We start from the raw sequence: 16,495 nt of genomic DNA on the forward strand, positions 1-16,495 counted from the left end.
AATCATTGAAAATGTTTGACAGAAAGGCGGGCAACTAACAGCGAGGCCTGCATCGCAGGGTCGCAGGAACAAGGGAACGAGGCCGAAAAGCACCGAGGGACTGGCTGATTTTGCGAGCAGGCAAGTCAGAATATTAGGACATATTTTGACACGGGCACATGCCGAATGAAGCTCCCTTCCTTGCAGATTGGTGACGATCGAAGCGCTATTTTGACGTTTTGGCTCGGGAATACTTTCTTCCAAAATAGAAAGAACGCGAATGTGAGAGTGGGAACCATAAATGGGTTACAAAAATATATTTACAAAATATTTCAATTTGTGTACAATTCTATTAACTTCTTGGGCTTGTTCATCAGGGGAATAGAATACGAGACAAGGAGGAATGTAATGTGAAAGGCAAAGCTTGGCTTCGGCGATGGCTGATTCTCGTCATCGCGCTCATTATGGGCATGACTTCCGTGCCGGGAGTGCATGCGCACGCGGGAGAGCAGACCGATAATTCGGTCAGGATGGCGGAATCCAACAGGATCCGGCTGCCTCCCGCCGTTGTAGATGGAGAAGTATTTGGCGAGTTCGGACAGGAAGGGACAGGGACTTATATTGTGAAGCTGCGGGAGCAGAGCGATGTGGAGGCCGCGGCGAAGCTGGCCAAATCTTACTCCGCCTTGAGCGGGGAGACGTCCGCGAAGCGCAAGCTGACCGTGCGAAGCTTTGTCTTGAACGACTTGAAGGAGACGGCCGAGCGGACTCAGGCCGGGATCAGCGATGAACTGGAAGCGGGCCTAAAGAATGGCTCGGTGCAGGATTACCGCTCCTTCTATATCGTGAATGCCATCGCGGTGACGAGCACGCGGGAGGTGATGGAGCGGCTGGCAGCCCATCCTGCGGTAGAGCGCATAACCCCGAACCACAAATACATGCTGGAGGTGCTCGACGAGGGGCAAGCCGCAGCGGACACCGAGCCGTCCAGGGCGGATCGCGCGGGGGAATCGGCCCGGCATAGGACGGGAGGAGCCGCGGCAGCCGTCGAGCTGCCTTGGAATTTGCGCAACTTGAATGTGGGTCAAGCGTGGGACAAAGGCTTTGACGGCATGGGCGTCGTCGTCGCCAACATGGATTCGGGCGTCGATCTGAATCATCCGGCGCTGAATCGGAAGTGGAGAGGCTATAATGCCCAAGGGCAGGTCGATCGGCCAGAGCTGAACTGGTATGACGCCACGCCGGAAAAGAAGAAGCTGCCTTTTGACGGCAACACCCACGGAACGCATGTGATGGGCACAATGGTCGGATCGGAGCCCGATGGCACCAACCCGATCGGGGTCGCGCCGCAGGCGAAATGGATCGCCGCGCGCATCTTCAACTCGGCTGGCGAGGCGACGGACGCGGGCATTTTGGCGGCAGGCGAATGGATATTGGCGCCGACGGACGAATCGGGCCGCGCCTATCCCGAGCTGGCTCCGGACATTGTCAACAATTCCTGGGGAAGCGTGCAGGCCGGGAAGAACGAGTTTTTTCAGGATATTGTCCGGTCATGGCGCTCTGCCGGCATCGTGCCTGTATTCGCGGCAGGCAATACGAGGCCGCCTTATAATTACGGCGGGCCGGGGTCTATCACTCCGCCCGGGAACTATCCGGAATCCTTCGCGGTCGGAGCGGTCAACAGCAGCAACCGGCTGGCTGATTTCTCGCTTCAGGGCCCGTCTCCTTACGGGCAGATGAAGCCGGAAGTGTCGGCGCCTGGCGTTAGCATCCGTTCCTCCGTCCCGGGCGGCTCTTACGCTCTCATGAGCGGGACATCGATGGCCGCTCCGCATGTGGCCGGAGTTGCCGCGCTGCTGCTGCAGGCCAACCATTCGCTGACGGTGGATCAAGTCGAGAAGATTTTGAAGGACACGGCCATCCCGTTGACGGACAATACGTTCCCGCAGAGTCCGAACAATGGCTATGGATCGGGCATCGTGAATGCCTTGAATGCCGTCTCCGCCCAGCAAGCGGGTCTGGGCGAGCTTGAAGGGGCGGTAACGGTGGATGGAGAGGATGCCGAAGAACCGGTCATCGAGCATCATCCCCTGACGCTCGTGTTCAACGCGCTGGATCAGGAAGTATCTGCCCGAATAACGGACGACACAAGCGTCACCCGGGCGGAACTGGAAGTGAAGAGGAAGGGGGAACAGGCTGGAACTGCAATATCTATGGTCCGGATGTCGGGGGATTACCGGGATGGAATCTATGAGGGCATCATCCCGTCATCGATGCTGGACACTGCTGGAATCGAATACCGGATTCGGGCAGTGGATTTCGGAGGCAACGAGGAGGTATCCGCCTGGTGGCCCGTAGAAGTATCGGAGGGAGTCAAGCTCGGATATGCGCAGGACTTCGAGACGGACATCGAAGGCTACGGCTTCGGCGGGGAACCGGGCATCTGGGAATGGGGCGTGCCGACGAGCGGGCCGGGCAAGGCAAGCTCGGGAAGCAAAGTGATGGCGACCCGGCTTGACGGCAATTACCCCATCGGGGTGGAAGAGACCTACTTTGTCATGCCGCTTATCGATCTGCGGGACAGCGAGCATACGATTCTGAGCTTCAAGCATTGGCATAAGCTCGGAAGCTGGTATTCTATTCTGCTGGACAAGGCAGAGGTTTTTATCGGGCGGGAGTCGAAGCAATTCGAATTCGAGCTCGCGAAGCAATTTGACGGGAAAAGCGGCGATTGGAAAACAGACTACATCGATTTGTCTCCGTACAAAGGAGATCGGATTTTCGTTCTTTTTAATCTCCGGGGAGCCTACGGAAGCGATGAAGGTTGGTATGTCGACGATATCGAGCTTATCGGACCGACTGACTTCAAGCCAGACGCTCCCAAGGTGAAGGCGCGGAGCAACGCTCCGGGCAAGGTCATCCTCGAATGGGAGCAGGAGCCGCAAGGCGAAGTGAAGGAGTACGTCATCTACCGTTCGCCGGAGCCAGGCGGATCGTACGAGGAGATTGGCGTGAGCACAGGGCGCAACTTCGCCGACCACCCTTTGCCGCAGCAGGGAACATACTTTTATCTCGCCAAGGCGAGGACATACAGCCATGTGCTTAGCGAAGCTTCGAATGAAGTGAGCTGGACATTTACCGGCGGCGAGCTTATTTACGGCGAAGATTTCGAAGGCGGGGACAGGGGTTGGACGCGTGAAGGCGAGCCGAACGAGTGGGAGCATGGGGTTCCCGATCCGAAGTTTGGACCGCCGAAGGCCGTCTCCGGCAAGAACGTCATCGGCACGAACTTCGCTGGATATGTCTCGAAAAATACGAATCAAAGCATCATTTCCCCGGAAATTGATTTGACGGGAGCAAAGCATGCGTCGCTCTACTTTCAGCAGTGGTATGATCTGGAGGACGGCGATAAGGGCTACGTCGAGATTAGCGAGGATGGCGGCGCTGCGTGGCAAAGTGTGGCGGCCTATCCGAAGCCAACCTATAATACGAACCATCCCAAAAGGTTTTGGTATATGGATGAGATCGACATCGGCAAATACGCCGGCAAGAAGGTGAACATCCGCTTCCGGCTGAAGACCCGAGAAGCCTCTCTGGCGAACGGTTGGTATTTGGATGATATTCAGGTGCGGGATACGCTGCCAGTCAAGACATTCATTCCAGCCGGGACCGGGGTCAAGCCTGCTGAAGAAGCGGGGAAGGGAGCGGCGGACCAGGAAGAACGAGTGACTTCGAGGGAAGATGCGGCGGTGAAAGAGCCAGCGGCCCCGAGCTTATCGGCGTGGAGAAGCATGAAGCAGGAGACAGCCTCCCTTCAGATGGCAGACGGGGAGGGAAAACTCTCTTCCGGCCTTCCTGCCGCGGCGACGGTTACGATCGTCGAGACGGACCGTTCGACGAAGACCGATTCCGGGACGGGCCGCTATCGGCTGACGCACCCTCCGGGGACGTATACGATGCGGGTGGAAGCGTATGGCTATCACACGGCCGAACAGACGGTGACGATAAATGATCGGGAGCGGACCGAGGCGAATATTCATTTGCAACCGATCTCAAGCTCCACAATTAGCGGCGTCATTACCGACAAGGCGACAGGACAGCCGATTGCCGGGGCGGCGGTACGGGTGAGGGAAGATGCGCATGTGCCAACCGCCGTTACGGATGAACAGGGGAACTATAAGTTAGAAGTCTACGCAGGAGATTACACGCTGCTCGTCTCCGCGCGCGGGTATTTGCCTTTTGAACAGCAGATCCGTGCGGAAGGGACTGTCACGAACCCGATTGCGCTGAAATCTTTCCGCGGGACGGACGACGAGCTGGCTTACGATCGGGGGAAGGGGGATAATGCGGTAGCTTTTTATAGTTCAGGCAATGGGTATGCGGTGCGCATGACAAGCGACGGCCCGGCTCAAGTGACCGGGGCGCGGATGTTCTTCTGGGATCATGGATGGCCGGTTCCGGGCGGAACGGCCTTCCGATATGCGCTGTATGACGCATCGGGACCCGACGGGCAGCCGGGCGAGCTGCTCTCCGGCCCGCACGCGGGAACGGCCCGCCTGGACGGGGAATGGACCGAGCTTTCTTTTCCGAATGGTCCGTTCGTTGACGGGGATTTCTATATCGTCTATATCCAGGACGGCTCTTATCCCGACGTGCCGGGACTCGCCGTCGATGAAGAGGGCGTCAATCACGGCCGGTCCTGGAGGCTGGAGGATGGAACCTGGTCACGGGCGGCAGCCTTGCAAGGGAACTATATGATCCGCGCGCGCATTACGCACCCTGATCCTGCCCAACCGGCAGTGAAGATTACGGTGGAGCCGCGTGAGATCAGCTTGTACGAAGGACAACAGCTTCAATTGCATGTCAAGGCGGAGGATGAAGCCGGGAACGAGCGCGATGTCACCGCATTGTCCGCCTATGCGGCAGACGGTGAACAGGTCATTGAAGTGAGTGCCGAAGGCTTGCTCACGGCGCGGTCGGCAGGCGAAGCGGCGGTGAAGGTAACGTATGAGGGTCTGGAAGATAGCGTTCGGGTCACCGTGACCCCGGTTCCGGACATCCCGGAGGGCGAGATTCGTTCGATTGCCGCCCATCCGCCGGAGCTGGCATTGACGGAAGGCGAGACTTCGCAATTGACCGTCACGGCAGCGGTCTATTCCGAGGGCAAGGAAGTGACGGTCCCGCTGGTGAAGGGCCTGGTGTTCCGTTCGCAGGATGCCGGCATTGCCGCGGTCGATGACGCGGGACGGGTCACCGGCATTCAAGCGGGCGAGACGGAGGTGACCGTAAGCTATGAAGAGCTGGAGGCGGTTGTGCCAGTCACGGTAAATAAGTCCGATGTGCCTCCGACGGAGGAAGTGCGCTCGATCCATGTGCAACCTGAGGAGCTGACATTGAAGGCGGGGGAAACGGCCCGGTTGACCGTGACGGCGGCCGTCTATGCCGCAGGAGAAGTGAAGCGCGTCCCGATTACGGAAGGTTTGTCGTTCACTTCCTCCAACCCTCAAGTCGTCCGGGCGGAAGCGGACGGCCGCATTGCCGCCCTGAGAGAAGGGGAGGCCCGCATCCAAATTGCCTATGGAACGCTGAAGACAGAGGCGCTCGTGAAGGTGAAGGGAGCGGACATCGTGACGCCGCCAACAACCCGCCCGGATCCGCCATCATCTGCTTCGGGCTCGGGAGCCGGTTCAAGTTCAAGCTCGAGCCCGGCTTCGCCAACCGGGACCCCGATTCGGGTGGATGGCCAATTGATAGGGATGCTGTATGCGACCGATGGCCAGGGCGGCACGCAGGCGCGCGTGCGGATTGCTTCCGACTGGCTGGAGAAGGAGCTGGACAAGGAGGAAGCTGGCGCTCCGGTCGCGCTCGATCTATCCTCGTTGTCATGGAAGGAGTACAGAGCAGTTGGGTTGGAGATAATCGCCTCTTCGGCCGAGCGTCTGGCCAAGTCCGGTAAGGCGCTTCGTCTGAAGGGCTTCCGCTTCGCTTTGACCGTGCCGGCAGAAGCGATCCCGGATTTCATTGACCGGGATGGACTGAAGCTGACTCTCTCCGTTCAGGAAGGCTCCGGCGTGGACGGCGCCCGCCAGGCTCTGGTCTCGGGCGATACCGCCGCGCTCGTGTCGGACATCATCGGCATGAAAACCCCGGTGCGGACACAGCAGGCACAGGAGCAAAAACCGGCAGTTGAAAAGCAACAGGGAGCGGGCGGACAGGCGGGCGAGCCGGGCAACGGCTCGAAGAGTACGGCTTGGAACCAGCCCCTGCTGTTGGAATTGGAACTGGACGAGCAACTCGTCCGGCGTCCGCAAGCGGCCGGCATTTACGGACGCAAGGAAGCGGAACCGTGGGCCTATGCCGGGCTGCCGAAGCAGATCGCCAATGGGCCGGGCAAGAACGGCAACCATGTCCTGACTGTGCCGGTACGGCAGCCGGGCGAATATGCGGGACTGGAATACGCGAAGACATTTACAGATATCGCGCAGCATTGGGGCTGCGCCAAGATTGAAGCGCTGGCTTCCCATCATATCGCGTCAGGCCGGAATGAACACCGGTTCGCGCCGAATGATCCGGTGACGCGGGCCGAATTCATGGCCTTGCTGGACCGCATCACGGGCAAGGAGCCCGATTGGAAGCGGCGGTCCGGCGAGCCGGGGGCCCATGAAGCGCTGCGGCGCGAGGAGATGATCGTCCTGCTCGTGACGGCGCTCGATCCGGAGCTGCCGCAAGGGCCGGCCGAGGAATTGGACGAGACGGCGCTGGAGCAGGTGTCGCCGGAAGCGCGCGCTGCCGTAGCGTATGCCTACCAGTCCGGATTGGTCAAAGGCATGGGCGCGGACGGGTTCGCAGGGGATGCTCTGACGACCCGGGCGCAGGTGGCGGTCCTCCTGTACCGCGTATTACAGCAAATGGGACATATGTAGACAGCAGATAACAGAGCCGTCCTGCAAGGGAGCAGCAGCCTTGCGGGACGGTTTTTTGGGGATGAAGCGCGAAGGCAGGGGATGGCTGCGGCAAGAAAAAATGCGGGCAACCGCAGGGTGCGAGTCTGTGGGAGGCAGCGGGAATATCAATGAAAAAAGATGAAAGTGAAAGCGATATCATTTAAATCGAGTGAAATATTCCTTGTTTTGACTTCATATGTTGGTTAAGGATGTTCGATCCGACTTACAGAGAACGGGAGTGGTGGTATGCACGCAATCGACACATTGGCTCGCCTCGTCAGTGAGGCGAAGGAGGATCCGGCCTGGGAGCTGCGGCTGACGCCGGAGACGAATCTGATTGACGATGTCGGGCTCGATTCGCTTCAGCTCATTCATTTTATGCTGAAGGTGGAGGAGCGGTTGAAGGTGCGGATCGATTTCGAACGGTTCGAGTACGAGCATTTGCAGAGCGTGCGGGCGTTCTTGGGCTTCCTCGGGAAGCTGGACACCGAGGCGGAGCGGGATGCGTAATCCGGCCCCGGAGGCTGTAAGGCCGCTGCTGAAGCCGGTCTATGACGGGCCTCGGATCGTACTCGGAACATTCGATGCCGAAGCGTATTGGCGTCCCGATCATCTGGCGAAGCTGCCTGCGATTCAAGCGGCTCAGGGGCGAACGGTCGCCGGATGTATGGACGAGCTGCTGTTCCCGTTCTGCGGCGAGGACGGCGTGCTGATCACCCGGCAGCCCATGAATGCGGTCCATGCGGCTTATTTGCGGGACATTGGCTTCCGCTTCCGGGCGGTATCGGCAGGCGGGGGCGGGGCTAGCGGAACCGGAACTCGCGGAACTCGCGAACCGGGCAGAACTAGCGAAAGTGGCAGAACGTGCGAACAAGGCGGAACTGGTCAGCATGGCGGAACGAGCGAACGCGGCGGCACTGACGGAACAGGGGGAGACGATGTCTTCCGGGCCATCGCAAGCCAGCCGGATCAGGCGCAGTGGCGCCGCCGCCTGCAGGAATTGCCCTGGGCTGTCTATGCGGTCATCCCGTCCGCCGCCGAGCTGGCCCGGCGTTATGGTGTCGCGGCTCGGCTTCCCGCCGCAGACATCGCGGCCCGGGTCAATTCCAAGGCATATTCGCATCGGCTCGCGGCCCGCTTGGGCTGGAATCCGCCGGGGCATCTGGCGGAGGATGCCGACGAGGCGATGCGCATCGGGACGGAGCTGCTGCGGCAGGCCGGGAAGCTCGTGCTGAAGGATCCGTACGGCGTATCGGGCAGCGGCAATCTTGCCGTCGATTCCGCGCCGCTGCTGGAACGGCTGATCGGCTATATCCGGGACCGGCAGCGGGCGGGCAAGCGGGTGCAGCTTCTGTTGGAGCCGTGGCTGAAGAAAGAGCTTGATTTCTCCTGCCATCTGCAGATTAAGCCGGACGGGGCCGTCTCGCTCCTTGGCGTGCAGCAGATGGCGAACCGCGGGCATAATTACGGCGGATCGCACGCGGCCGAACCCGAATTGGCCGAGCGGCTGAACGCTTCCGGGTACTTCGCGGCAATGGAGCAATTGGCGGCATGCCTGTATGAGGAGGGCTACTTCGGCCCGGCATGCGTTGATTCGATGCTGCTCGCCGACGGCCGCGTTCATCCCGTCGTCGAGATCAACGCGCGGCATTCAATGGGGCTGCTCAATTACAGCCTCGACACGCATTGGGAACGATGCGGACAGCGAAGCTTCCTGTCCTGCCTCCAGCTTGGGCTGCCGGACGCGTGGAAGGCCTCGGCCGGGACGATCAGAGAAATGGAGCGGGCTGAACGGGAGGCGGACGCTTGGAACGAGCAGGCGGAACGGTTCGCCGAACTGCTGGCCCGGCTTGATCGAACCGGCCTGCTGTTCACGCCGGAACGGCGGGAAGGCGTCGTACCGCTGTCCGCCAATACGCTGTTCGCGCCGGGCAGCGGACGGGCGTCCGGACGCTGGTATGTGTCGCTGGCCGCCGGCAGCCGGCAAGAGAGTGAGCGAATAAGCCGGCGGCTCCGCGAGGCGCTGGCGGCGTACGGCTTCCGCATCTATTGAGAACGGAACGAATGAGAACGGACGAAGGTGAATGAACCGCCATGTGCGGCCAAGTATGAATGGAAAAAAGAAGGTGTCATCTATGCAATCCGCTTCACCTGTTACTATCCTGACCTCAAGCAATTCGCTTGGCGCGTACGTGCCTGGCATCCGCCTGCTGGAGCGGCTGCGGAAGCGCGGCGTTCCGGCGGAATTCGAGGTGCTGGAACGCCTGTTCACGGAAGAGACGCGGCAGCAGCTTGTCCGGGCGAAGCAGGCGTTCCATGCCAGCTTCGCCACGGCCCTGATGGGCACGCGCTTGGTTCGCGGCATCGGCCCGTCGCTTGCGGACGGGGCGGTGGATGCCCTGCTCGATCGCTGGGAAGCCGAAGGACGCCGCATCTTTCTGTCGGTGACGGGCTTCTGGGCTCCTATTCTGGAGCAATACGAACGGCGCATTCACCCCGAGACGATCCGGGCGGAATTTCTCCGGCTCGACGCGATCGACACGCCATCCTACCGCGTCTATCGCGAGACCTATCCCCGCTTCCGCCATCACTGGCTGTTCCGGCTGGAGGGAGAGCAGCCGCAGCTGCATTACCGGCTCGCGATGTCCGATGAGCCGATCCTGCCCAATGCCGAGCGGGACGAGCGGATCGCGGTCCATGGCGGCGGATGGGGCATCGGCACCTACCGCGGCGTGATCCCCGCGCTTCAGGAGCGGTACGGGCTCGATCTCGTCGCTTATGATCCCGACGAGCTGAGGGCGGCGCGGCCTGGCGATCGCGTCTATCTCACCGACCCGGCGTGGCACCCGTGGTCGGAGGAGCCGGCGCGGCGCGAGCAGCCGCCTTATCCGCCGATGGCGGAATGGAAGGCGGGGGAAGCGCCGATCTATGAGCGGGGCCAGGACGGCCCGCGCTTATATGGCGCCATCCGCCGCAGCTTGGCCATCGTCAGCAAGCCCGGCGGCGGCACGCTCGTCGATTCGCTGTCCGCGGCGACGCCGCTCGTCTATCTGGAGCCGTTCGGCGATCATGAGCGGGCCAACGCGCTGCTGTGGGAACGGCTCGGCTTCGGCATATCCTACAACCGCTGGGCGGCGTCCGGATTTGCGCGCAGCGCGCTGGAGCCGCTTCATCACAATCTGCTAAGACATGCGCTATCACTATCTGATTACGGAGGGATGTACCCATGACCCAACCGAAGACAAGCGCCACCTTGACCCCGGCGGAATTCCGCTCGATGAAGCAGACGCTGAACAACCGGAGCGCGGCCAGCCGCGGACGGAAGCTGGATCGCTCCTTCGCCTTCGATCTGCCGGGCGATATCGGCATCAAGCTGAACAACGGCTGCAATCTGCGCTGCAAACATTGCTTTGAATGGAATCCCGACGGCTACCATCATGAGTTCGAGCGCCAGGAGGCCCGGAGGGAGATCGATTTTGCCCTGATCGAGCGCATCTTCGAGGAGACGCGGCCCTTCCGGTCCCGCATGTACTTATGGGGTGGCGAGCCCTTGATATATTCCAAGTTCGACGAGCTGTGCGAGCTGCTGGCCTCCGATCCGCGCATCTCGACCATCTGCACGAATGCGGTGCTTGTCGAGCCCAAGCTGGAGTCGCTGCTGAAGCTGCCGGAAGGGGTGACGCTTCTCGCCAGCCTGGAAGGCTTCGAGGCGGAGAACGATGCGATACGCGGACGCGGCACCTTCCGCAAGGTCATGTCCGCGATCGAGCTCCTGCTGGAGCGGAAGCGCGCAGGCGAATTCCGCGGGGATGTGTCGGTCAGCCTGACCATCAACGACGCCATGGTCACGCGGCTGTACGATTTCATGGAATTTTTCGAGGAGGTCGGCGTCAATTCCGTCTACTTCGTCTTCCCTTGGTATATTCCGGAGGAAGTCGCCGAGCGGATGGATACGTACTTCGCCGAGCATTTCGGCTGGCTTGAGGCGGCCCGGCGGGACGCGGAGGCGGGCAAAAAGAGCTGGCACTCCTTCACCTACCATCTGTCGCCGGACAATATCGAGCCGCTGCTCGCGGAGATGGAGAAGCTGCGTTCGCGCGTATGGAAGAACCGCATTCGCTTCCAGCCAGCGCTGGAGCCGGACGAGGTGCGCAGCTTCGTGCTGGGCACGGACCGGCCGGGCATGGGGCGGACCGAGTGCCTGGCCTTGTCGACCCGCATGGATGTGCTGCCGAACGGGAAGATGAACCCATGCAAGTTTTTCCCCGAATTCACGGCAGCCGATCTGCGGGACGGCAGCCTGAAGGACGTCTTTCACGGCGACGGCTACCAGAAACACCGCGAGGCGCTCGCTTGCGGCTTGACGCCGGTCTGCTCGAAATGCGTGCTGCTGTACAACAACGGCGCCTAATCCCCGGCCCCGGGCCGGGAACAGGAGCGGGGCGGACAAGGAAGGAGAGAGCTGCCATGAGCGCCATCACGGTGCGGGGATTGAGCAAGACCTTCGCTTATTACCGCAAGCAGAGCGGCCTCCGGCATTCGCTGCGCCATCTGTTCCGCCGCGAGGAGCTGTACCGCCATGCCGTCGACGGCATCAGGATGAAGATGGAGATTATCGCCGCGCTCATTCACCGGCCGCAGCTCTTGTTCCTCGATGAACCGACGCTGGGCCTGGACTTCGCCGCCCAGCAGAATGTGCGGCAATTCCTGCGGGCTTATCAGGAAGAGAAGCGGGCGACGATTCTGCTGACGAGCCACTACATGCGCGATATCGAGCAGGTATGCGGCCGGGCGCTCGTCATTCACGGCGGGAAAATCGCCTATGACGGGGAGTTGGCGCGAATAAGCGCGTCCTTCGGCCGCCGCAAGCGGATGAAGGTGCGGTTCGCTGCCGACATTCCCCCGGCCGAGCTGCGAGCGCTTGTGCAGATGCTGGCGGAGGTCCGCGCCCATCACGGCGTGACGGCCGAGCTTGAGGTGGCGGCGGATGAAGTGAAGCCGCTGGCGCGTCTGCTGCTTGACCATGATCTGGTCGAGGACTGGACGGTGGAGGAGATCCCGGTCGAGGAAGCGATCGAGAGGCTGTACGCAGCCAAGTCGGAAGGTGAAGGAGTGCGAGCGGATGGATACGAGGCGCCCCGGCACGCGACGGAAGGATAGCGGCGAACCGCGATTGCGGGATGGCAGCGGCCCTGATGACCACCCGAGCGACCGACCGGATGATCAGCCGGATGATCAGGCGGATGACCAACCGGATAACCAACCGGTAGAGAAGCCGCGCAACCGGCCGCACGGCAGGGCCGGATTCGATAACGGCGGCCTGCCTGCGGACGGAACCGGGACGGCGGACGGCAAGGCGCCCGCAGCCGGGCCGGGCAGCTCCAGGGGCGGCCGCTTCCGGATCGCTGCCGGCAAGTATGGCGCCGCGTTCAAGATCGGGCTGCAGGCCTCAATGGAATACAGGCTTCAATTCCTGATCGGGCTTGTCAGCCTGGTCTTCCCTATCGGCATCCAGTCGCTGATCTGGACGGCCGTGTACCGCTCGTCCGCCGACGGGGTGTTGTACGGGTACGATTACAGCCAGATGATTCTGTACACGATGCTGTCGGGCATCGTAACGAAGCTCGTCATGACCCAACTGAAGCACACGAGCGCGGAAGACATTAAGAGCGGCGGACTGAACGCGTATCTGGTCCGTCCGATCAGCTATTTCGGCTATCGGCTCTCCGCCTATGCCGGGAGCCGGGTCATCCCGGACACCGTGCTGCTCGGCCTCGTGGCCGCCGTGCTGCTCGCCGCCGTCCGCTACGGCCATGCGCCGCTGCCGCCTGTCCGCCTCGCCCTGTTCGCGGCAGCCCTCCTGCTGGCCGCGGCCGTGCAATTCCTGCTATCCTACGCGATCTGCGCGCTAGCCTTCCGGCTGGCGGAGATTTCGTACTTTTTCGTTATCACCGGACTTATCGTGCAGATCGTTAGCGGCGGCATCGTGCCGCTCGAGGTGTTCGGCGAGACGGTGAACGGATGGTTCAGCCTGCTGCCGTTCAAATATACGATTTATTTCCCGGTCAATGTGCTGACCGGCCGGATTCCCGCAAGCGAAGCGCTCGGCGGCATTGCCATCCAATGCGTCTGGATCATGCTGCTGGCCGGGACTGCTCACATCGCATGGCGGCTTGGCCTGAAGCGGTATGTCGGGTTGGGAGGATGAGGCGGCGATGGGTGGAGAGAGACGGGCGCGCTTCCGGGACGCATGGCGCACGGGAGTGGAGTATTTGCGGCTGTATGGCGTTTTTATCCGCAACTGCCTGGCAGCCAGCATGGAGTACCGCTTTAATTTCTGGATGGGCATTGCGGTCGAAATCGCTTTTTTATGCGCGAAGGCGCTGTACATTTTGATTGTGTATCAGACGAATCTGCATATTGGCTAGCTGACGCCGGATCATATCCTGCTGTTCATTGGCACCTACACGTATGCCGCTCGATATTTTCCCGCCGTGGCTGAAGCGCATTGGCGTCTACGTAATCCCGGTATTCCTCATCAGCAATTATGCGCCCAAGTTCGTCATGAACGAGCTGAGCGCCGGGGATGTCGCCTGGGCGGCTGCGGCGCCGCTTCTCCTTCTGCTGCTGGCCAGATGGTGCTGGAAGCGGGCGGTAAGGGGGTACAGCAGCGCGGGGAGCTAATGAGAGTCCGGCGCTGCGGCATGATTCATCATGACAAGATGATGAAGGAAGGGAGTGTTGCTGTATTGGATGTACGAGAGAGACAGCGGTTCGAGACCGGCTTCTTCGATTGCCGGGCCATTCAGTTATCCCTGGCGCTGCAGGAGTGGGGAATGCCGGTCGAGGCGCTCTATTATAACGCGTGGGAGAGCACGAAGGAGATTTACGAGCATTTGTATGTGAAAAAGTCGAAGCCATGGTTGTACCATTCCCCTTGTCTGGAGCCATCCGAGCTGGAGCTGATCGGCATTCCTTACGAACAGGTGCCTTACGCGGATGAAGAGGAGATTGCCCCGCTGCTTCAGCGCCTCGATTACGGGGCTTGCGCGGCCTTCCTCTGGATTTCCTGCGGAGAAGCGCTTTATGCGAATCCGGGAACGTTCGGCGACCCGGAAGCGGCGCATTCGATATGGGTATGCGGGTGGTCGCCGGCTCCTGGCGGTTCGGGCCGCTATGCGATTCGCGATACGTATCCCGATTACGAAGGGGATATATCGGAAGAGGACCTTCGGCGGATGTGGAAGGTTCCGGCGTACAGGGCCGTTTTTCTGCTCCGCAAGCCGAAAGCGAAGGCGAGACCGGACTGGTGCAGGATTCGGGAGAGGTATGCGGATCGCATGGCGGGGCAGCAGGGGGATTATACCTACTATGAGATCGTCCGCGCCAATGCGGCGGCGGCGGCACGGGTCCGTTCGGGAGTCTGGCCGGGCTGTATGACTGCCATGCGCATGCCTTCAAATTCATTGCGGGCTCCCGCTATGCCTTCTCCTGCTTCGTGGAAGCGGCGGAGGGGGACCGGAGCCTGGTGCAACTGCTGCGCGGCATTGCGCGCAAGGCGGATATGCTGAAAAACTTCTTCCTCATGGCCATCCACGGCGGAAGCGCTAATGCGGCAATCATCGCGCAGTTATGCAGTGAGATTCAGGAGCTGGAGGAACTGGCGTGGCGCCATATCGCATCGCCAAGCCGCGTGGCGCACAATATCGCGCCGCAAGTAACGAATTCCCTAGCGTGACCGCGGGGAGGAGGCCAGGCCCGGAAGTGGAGTTATCCTGAACAGGATGGCTTGCTTTCGGGCTTTTTGTGCATGAATGTGCTAACGGTAGACAAGGTGAGGTTGACTCAGCAGGGAGACTGCGAAGCATTCATTCGGCTCGTAACGGGAATGGAGCGTACCCTGTATCGCTTGGCGCGCTCCGTATTGAGGCGGGATGAGGATTGCGCGGATGTCATTCAAGAAGCGATCTACAAGGCATATCGCGCGATTCATACGTTGAGAGAACCTGCATACTTCCAAACCTGGTTGTGTCTAAGAGCGCACGGCATCCGCCAAGGGGAAAAAGAACTGCATTCTCCAAGCCGCCGTCTTTCCGGTTGATTTTGCCGCTTATCGGTTCAGGGTACAAGCCGCCAGTCACGAGCAGGATTTTACAGAAGATTGCATTTTATAACACGCCATGTAATAGGAATATGTGAAAATCAGGGCATATCACTAGAAAATAAAATGTGGGGGCAAGAAAATACAGCCGTAGGCTCCGAAGAGGAGGTAAAGAAAGAAATTCGCCAAGCCCGAGTATTCGCAGGCAGAAGCCATCAAAACGATGAAACCGCTCATGAAGAACATCTTCGGCATCGATCTGACGGGCTATCAAGTGAAGGTTGACATGAATCGGTATATATTCTCGAAAAAGGGCGGCTTGACCGTTACGGCGATAGTCAATGAAAAAGGAAAGATTTACGGGGTGGACCAAGCCGGTCCAAGGAAGTAAAGACAGGGGCGGCATGAAAAGAGCATCGAGGCAACCCGATAGATATCCATCAGAGAGCGCAAGCCGCCCTCCGATTTTTTTGCGTTACGGCTCCGGAAAGCGGCCGGGGCGGAGAAAATTAACGCTTTTTATTTTCTTTTGCAGCTTGGGCATCTATCGTTTCAAGAAAGTCTTTTGCGGTCCGAACGACATATTTGACCTCGTCAATCGATCTTTCCATCAGCGCAATTTTATGGAGATCAAGAAGCATTTGCTTCTCTTGGATGCCATCCTTGCCATGGAGCTTCTGAAAATTAAACAATTCAGCCGGTCCAATATCGAGTGCATGCATAAGCGATTCCAATGTTTTCAAGGTTACGTTGACTTTTCCGGATTCGATATCCGAAATGCGTGACTTGCTCATTCCTTCTTTGCCGGTTCTTTCCGCAACCTGCTCCTGACTTAGTCCCTTTGCGGATCGAATCATTCTTAGCTGTTCGCCAACAAGTTTTAGTAAATCTGACATGATAGTCACCTCAGTTAGAGGTTAGTAAAACATAGAAGAAAAAGAGATATCACTATAACATAACAAAGTTAAAAATGTTATACTATAATAGAACGTTCGTAGAGATTCCAAATCAAAAAGAGGAATGAGGCAAAGCTGATAGTTCAGAAATCGATGTGGAGGATGTAATATGTCCGATTGGGTAAAAGAAACCTTGCATCAACGCCTGGAATATCTAAAAGAGCAAGTGGAACTGCTGCCGGAGATCGCAACATTGCAGAATAAACGGAAAGCATTAGAACGCGCATTGCAGCTCGAATTCGAACAACGGGGAAGCGGCCTGCACATGGAATGGCTGGATGCGCACGCGGAACTCGCCTTAGTGAAGATAGGCTGGTTCTATGCCAAGGGGGTTCAGGACGGGTTGAAAATGCTCATTTTTTTGCAAAACTCGGAAGAAGAGCTGGAGAAGACGATGACGACAATAATGAAATCCTAATTTTGCAACGGAAAAGGGCAATCCCTTCCCCGTCTGTTGATCCAGAAGGGAACAAGGAAGCCAAAAGGCCGAGTCAGGGTACGTTACCCGGAACTCG

Annotated in this window: 15 protein-coding genes; 14 read left to right on the top strand and 1 reads right to left on the bottom strand. The window is 59.5% G+C overall.

What is annotated here, in order from left to right; translation table 11 throughout:
- Positions 1-389: 389 nt before the first annotated feature.
- From OCY70_RS00780 to OCY70_RS00840, 13 genes are all read left to right on the top strand, one after another.
- Positions 390-6,902, top strand: a complete 6,513-nt coding sequence (locus OCY70_RS00780) for a S8 family serine peptidase (protein ID WP_261944496.1) — start codon at positions 390-392, stop codon at positions 6,900-6,902.
- A 267-nt stretch (positions 6,903-7,169) separates the two neighbouring features.
- Positions 7,170-7,433: a phosphopantetheine-binding protein gene (locus OCY70_RS00785; protein WP_213429056.1), complete on the top strand. Its 264-nt coding sequence runs from the start codon at positions 7,170-7,172 to the stop codon at positions 7,431-7,433.
- Entirely contained in the window at positions 7,426-8,976 is a 1,551-nt protein-coding gene (locus OCY70_RS00790; RefSeq protein ID WP_213429055.1) for a peptide ligase PGM1-related protein, read from the top strand. Before OCY70_RS00785 ends, OCY70_RS00790 begins: the two co-directional genes overlap by 8 nt.
- A gap of 82 nt (positions 8,977-9,058) precedes the next feature.
- Positions 9,059-10,153, top strand: a complete 1,095-nt coding sequence (locus tag OCY70_RS00795) for a hypothetical protein (RefSeq protein ID WP_213429054.1) — start codon at positions 9,059-9,061, stop codon at positions 10,151-10,153.
- Positions 10,150-11,334: a radical SAM protein gene (locus OCY70_RS00800; RefSeq protein ID WP_213429053.1), complete on the top strand. Its 1,185-nt coding sequence runs from the start codon at positions 10,150-10,152 to the stop codon at positions 11,332-11,334. The genes OCY70_RS00795 and OCY70_RS00800 overlap by 4 nt, the downstream gene beginning before the upstream one ends.
- A gap of 56 nt (positions 11,335-11,390) precedes the next feature.
- Positions 11,391-12,083, top strand: a complete 693-nt coding sequence (locus tag OCY70_RS00805; protein WP_213429052.1) for an AAA family ATPase — start codon at positions 11,391-11,393, stop codon at positions 12,081-12,083.
- On the top strand, positions 12,046-13,131 hold the full coding sequence (locus tag OCY70_RS00810; protein ID WP_213429051.1) for an ABC transporter permease: 1,086 nt from the start codon (positions 12,046-12,048) through the stop codon (positions 13,129-13,131). The genes OCY70_RS00805 and OCY70_RS00810 overlap by 38 nt, the downstream gene beginning before the upstream one ends.
- 7 nt (positions 13,132-13,138) lie before the next feature.
- Positions 13,139-13,351, top strand: a complete 213-nt coding sequence (locus OCY70_RS00815; RefSeq protein WP_249725283.1) for a hypothetical protein — start codon at positions 13,139-13,141, stop codon at positions 13,349-13,351.
- Positions 13,352-13,394: 43 nt separating this feature from the next.
- The gene (locus OCY70_RS00820; RefSeq protein WP_249725281.1) at positions 13,395-13,607 is read left to right on the top strand and encodes an ABC-2 family transporter protein; all 213 of its coding nucleotides are present in this window, start codon (positions 13,395-13,397) and stop codon (positions 13,605-13,607) included.
- Positions 13,607-14,494: a hypothetical protein gene (locus OCY70_RS00825; protein WP_261944497.1), complete on the top strand. Its 888-nt coding sequence runs from the start codon at positions 13,607-13,609 to the stop codon at positions 14,492-14,494. The genes OCY70_RS00820 and OCY70_RS00825 overlap by 1 nt, the downstream gene beginning before the upstream one ends.
- Positions 14,452-14,661, top strand: a complete 210-nt coding sequence (locus OCY70_RS00830; protein ID WP_213429049.1) for a hypothetical protein — start codon at positions 14,452-14,454, stop codon at positions 14,659-14,661. Before OCY70_RS00825 ends, OCY70_RS00830 begins: the two co-directional genes overlap by 43 nt.
- A gap of 72 nt (positions 14,662-14,733) precedes the next feature.
- The gene (locus OCY70_RS00835; RefSeq protein WP_249725280.1) at positions 14,734-15,024 is read left to right on the top strand and encodes a sigma factor; all 291 of its coding nucleotides are present in this window, start codon (positions 14,734-14,736) and stop codon (positions 15,022-15,024) included.
- Between the two features lie 235 nt (positions 15,025-15,259).
- The gene (locus OCY70_RS00840) at positions 15,260-15,415 is read left to right on the top strand and encodes a hypothetical protein (RefSeq protein WP_261944498.1); all 156 of its coding nucleotides are present in this window, start codon (positions 15,260-15,262) and stop codon (positions 15,413-15,415) included.
- Positions 15,416-15,533: 118 nt separating this feature from the next.
- Here OCY70_RS00840 and OCY70_RS00845 read toward each other — a convergent pair whose 3' ends face one another.
- A complete protein-coding gene (locus OCY70_RS00845) occupies positions 15,534-15,920 on the bottom strand; it encodes a helix-turn-helix domain-containing protein (RefSeq protein WP_213429047.1) in 387 nt (128 codons plus the stop codon).
- A gap of 169 nt (positions 15,921-16,089) precedes the next feature.
- Between OCY70_RS00845 and OCY70_RS00850 the strand changes: the two genes are divergently transcribed.
- Positions 16,090-16,398 (top strand): hypothetical protein, encoded by a 309-nt coding sequence (locus OCY70_RS00850; protein ID WP_213429046.1) that lies wholly within the window; start codon positions 16,090-16,092, stop codon positions 16,396-16,398.
- Positions 16,399-16,495: the final 97 nt, after the last annotated feature.

This window comes from Paenibacillus melissococcoides (genome assembly GCA_944800085.1).
Lineage (GTDB): Bacteria > Bacillota > Bacilli > Paenibacillales > Paenibacillaceae > Paenibacillus_B > Paenibacillus_B melissococcoides.

Excerpts from the sequence above, each read along its gene's own strand:
- OCY70_RS00785 (WP_213429056.1), top strand. The coding sequence starts at position 7,170 with ATGCACGCAATCGACACATTGGCTCGCCTCGTCAGTGAGGCGAAGGAG.
- OCY70_RS00845 (WP_213429047.1), bottom strand. The coding sequence starts at position 15,920 with ATGTCAGATTTACTAAAACTTGTTGGCGAACAGCTAAGAATGATTCGA.
- OCY70_RS00820 (WP_249725281.1), top strand. The coding sequence starts at position 13,395 with ATGCCGCTCGATATTTTCCCGCCGTGGCTGAAGCGCATTGGCGTCTAC.
- OCY70_RS00790 (WP_213429055.1), top strand. The coding sequence starts at position 7,426 with ATGCGTAATCCGGCCCCGGAGGCTGTAAGGCCGCTGCTGAAGCCGGTC.
- OCY70_RS00805 (WP_213429052.1), top strand. The coding sequence starts at position 11,391 with ATGAGCGCCATCACGGTGCGGGGATTGAGCAAGACCTTCGCTTATTAC.
- OCY70_RS00850 (WP_213429046.1), top strand. The coding sequence starts at position 16,090 with ATGTCCGATTGGGTAAAAGAAACCTTGCATCAACGCCTGGAATATCTA.
- OCY70_RS00835 (WP_249725280.1), top strand. The coding sequence starts at position 14,734 with ATGAATGTGCTAACGGTAGACAAGGTGAGGTTGACTCAGCAGGGAGAC.
- OCY70_RS00840 (WP_261944498.1), top strand. The coding sequence starts at position 15,260 with ATGAAGAACATCTTCGGCATCGATCTGACGGGCTATCAAGTGAAGGTT.
- OCY70_RS00795 (WP_213429054.1), top strand. The coding sequence starts at position 9,059 with ATGCAATCCGCTTCACCTGTTACTATCCTGACCTCAAGCAATTCGCTT.
- OCY70_RS00815 (WP_249725283.1), top strand. The coding sequence starts at position 13,139 with ATGGGTGGAGAGAGACGGGCGCGCTTCCGGGACGCATGGCGCACGGGA.
- OCY70_RS00825 (WP_261944497.1), top strand. The coding sequence starts at position 13,607 with ATGAGAGTCCGGCGCTGCGGCATGATTCATCATGACAAGATGATGAAG.
- OCY70_RS00810 (WP_213429051.1), top strand. The coding sequence starts at position 12,046 with ATGGATACGAGGCGCCCCGGCACGCGACGGAAGGATAGCGGCGAACCG.
- OCY70_RS00800 (WP_213429053.1), top strand. The coding sequence starts at position 10,150 with ATGACCCAACCGAAGACAAGCGCCACCTTGACCCCGGCGGAATTCCGC.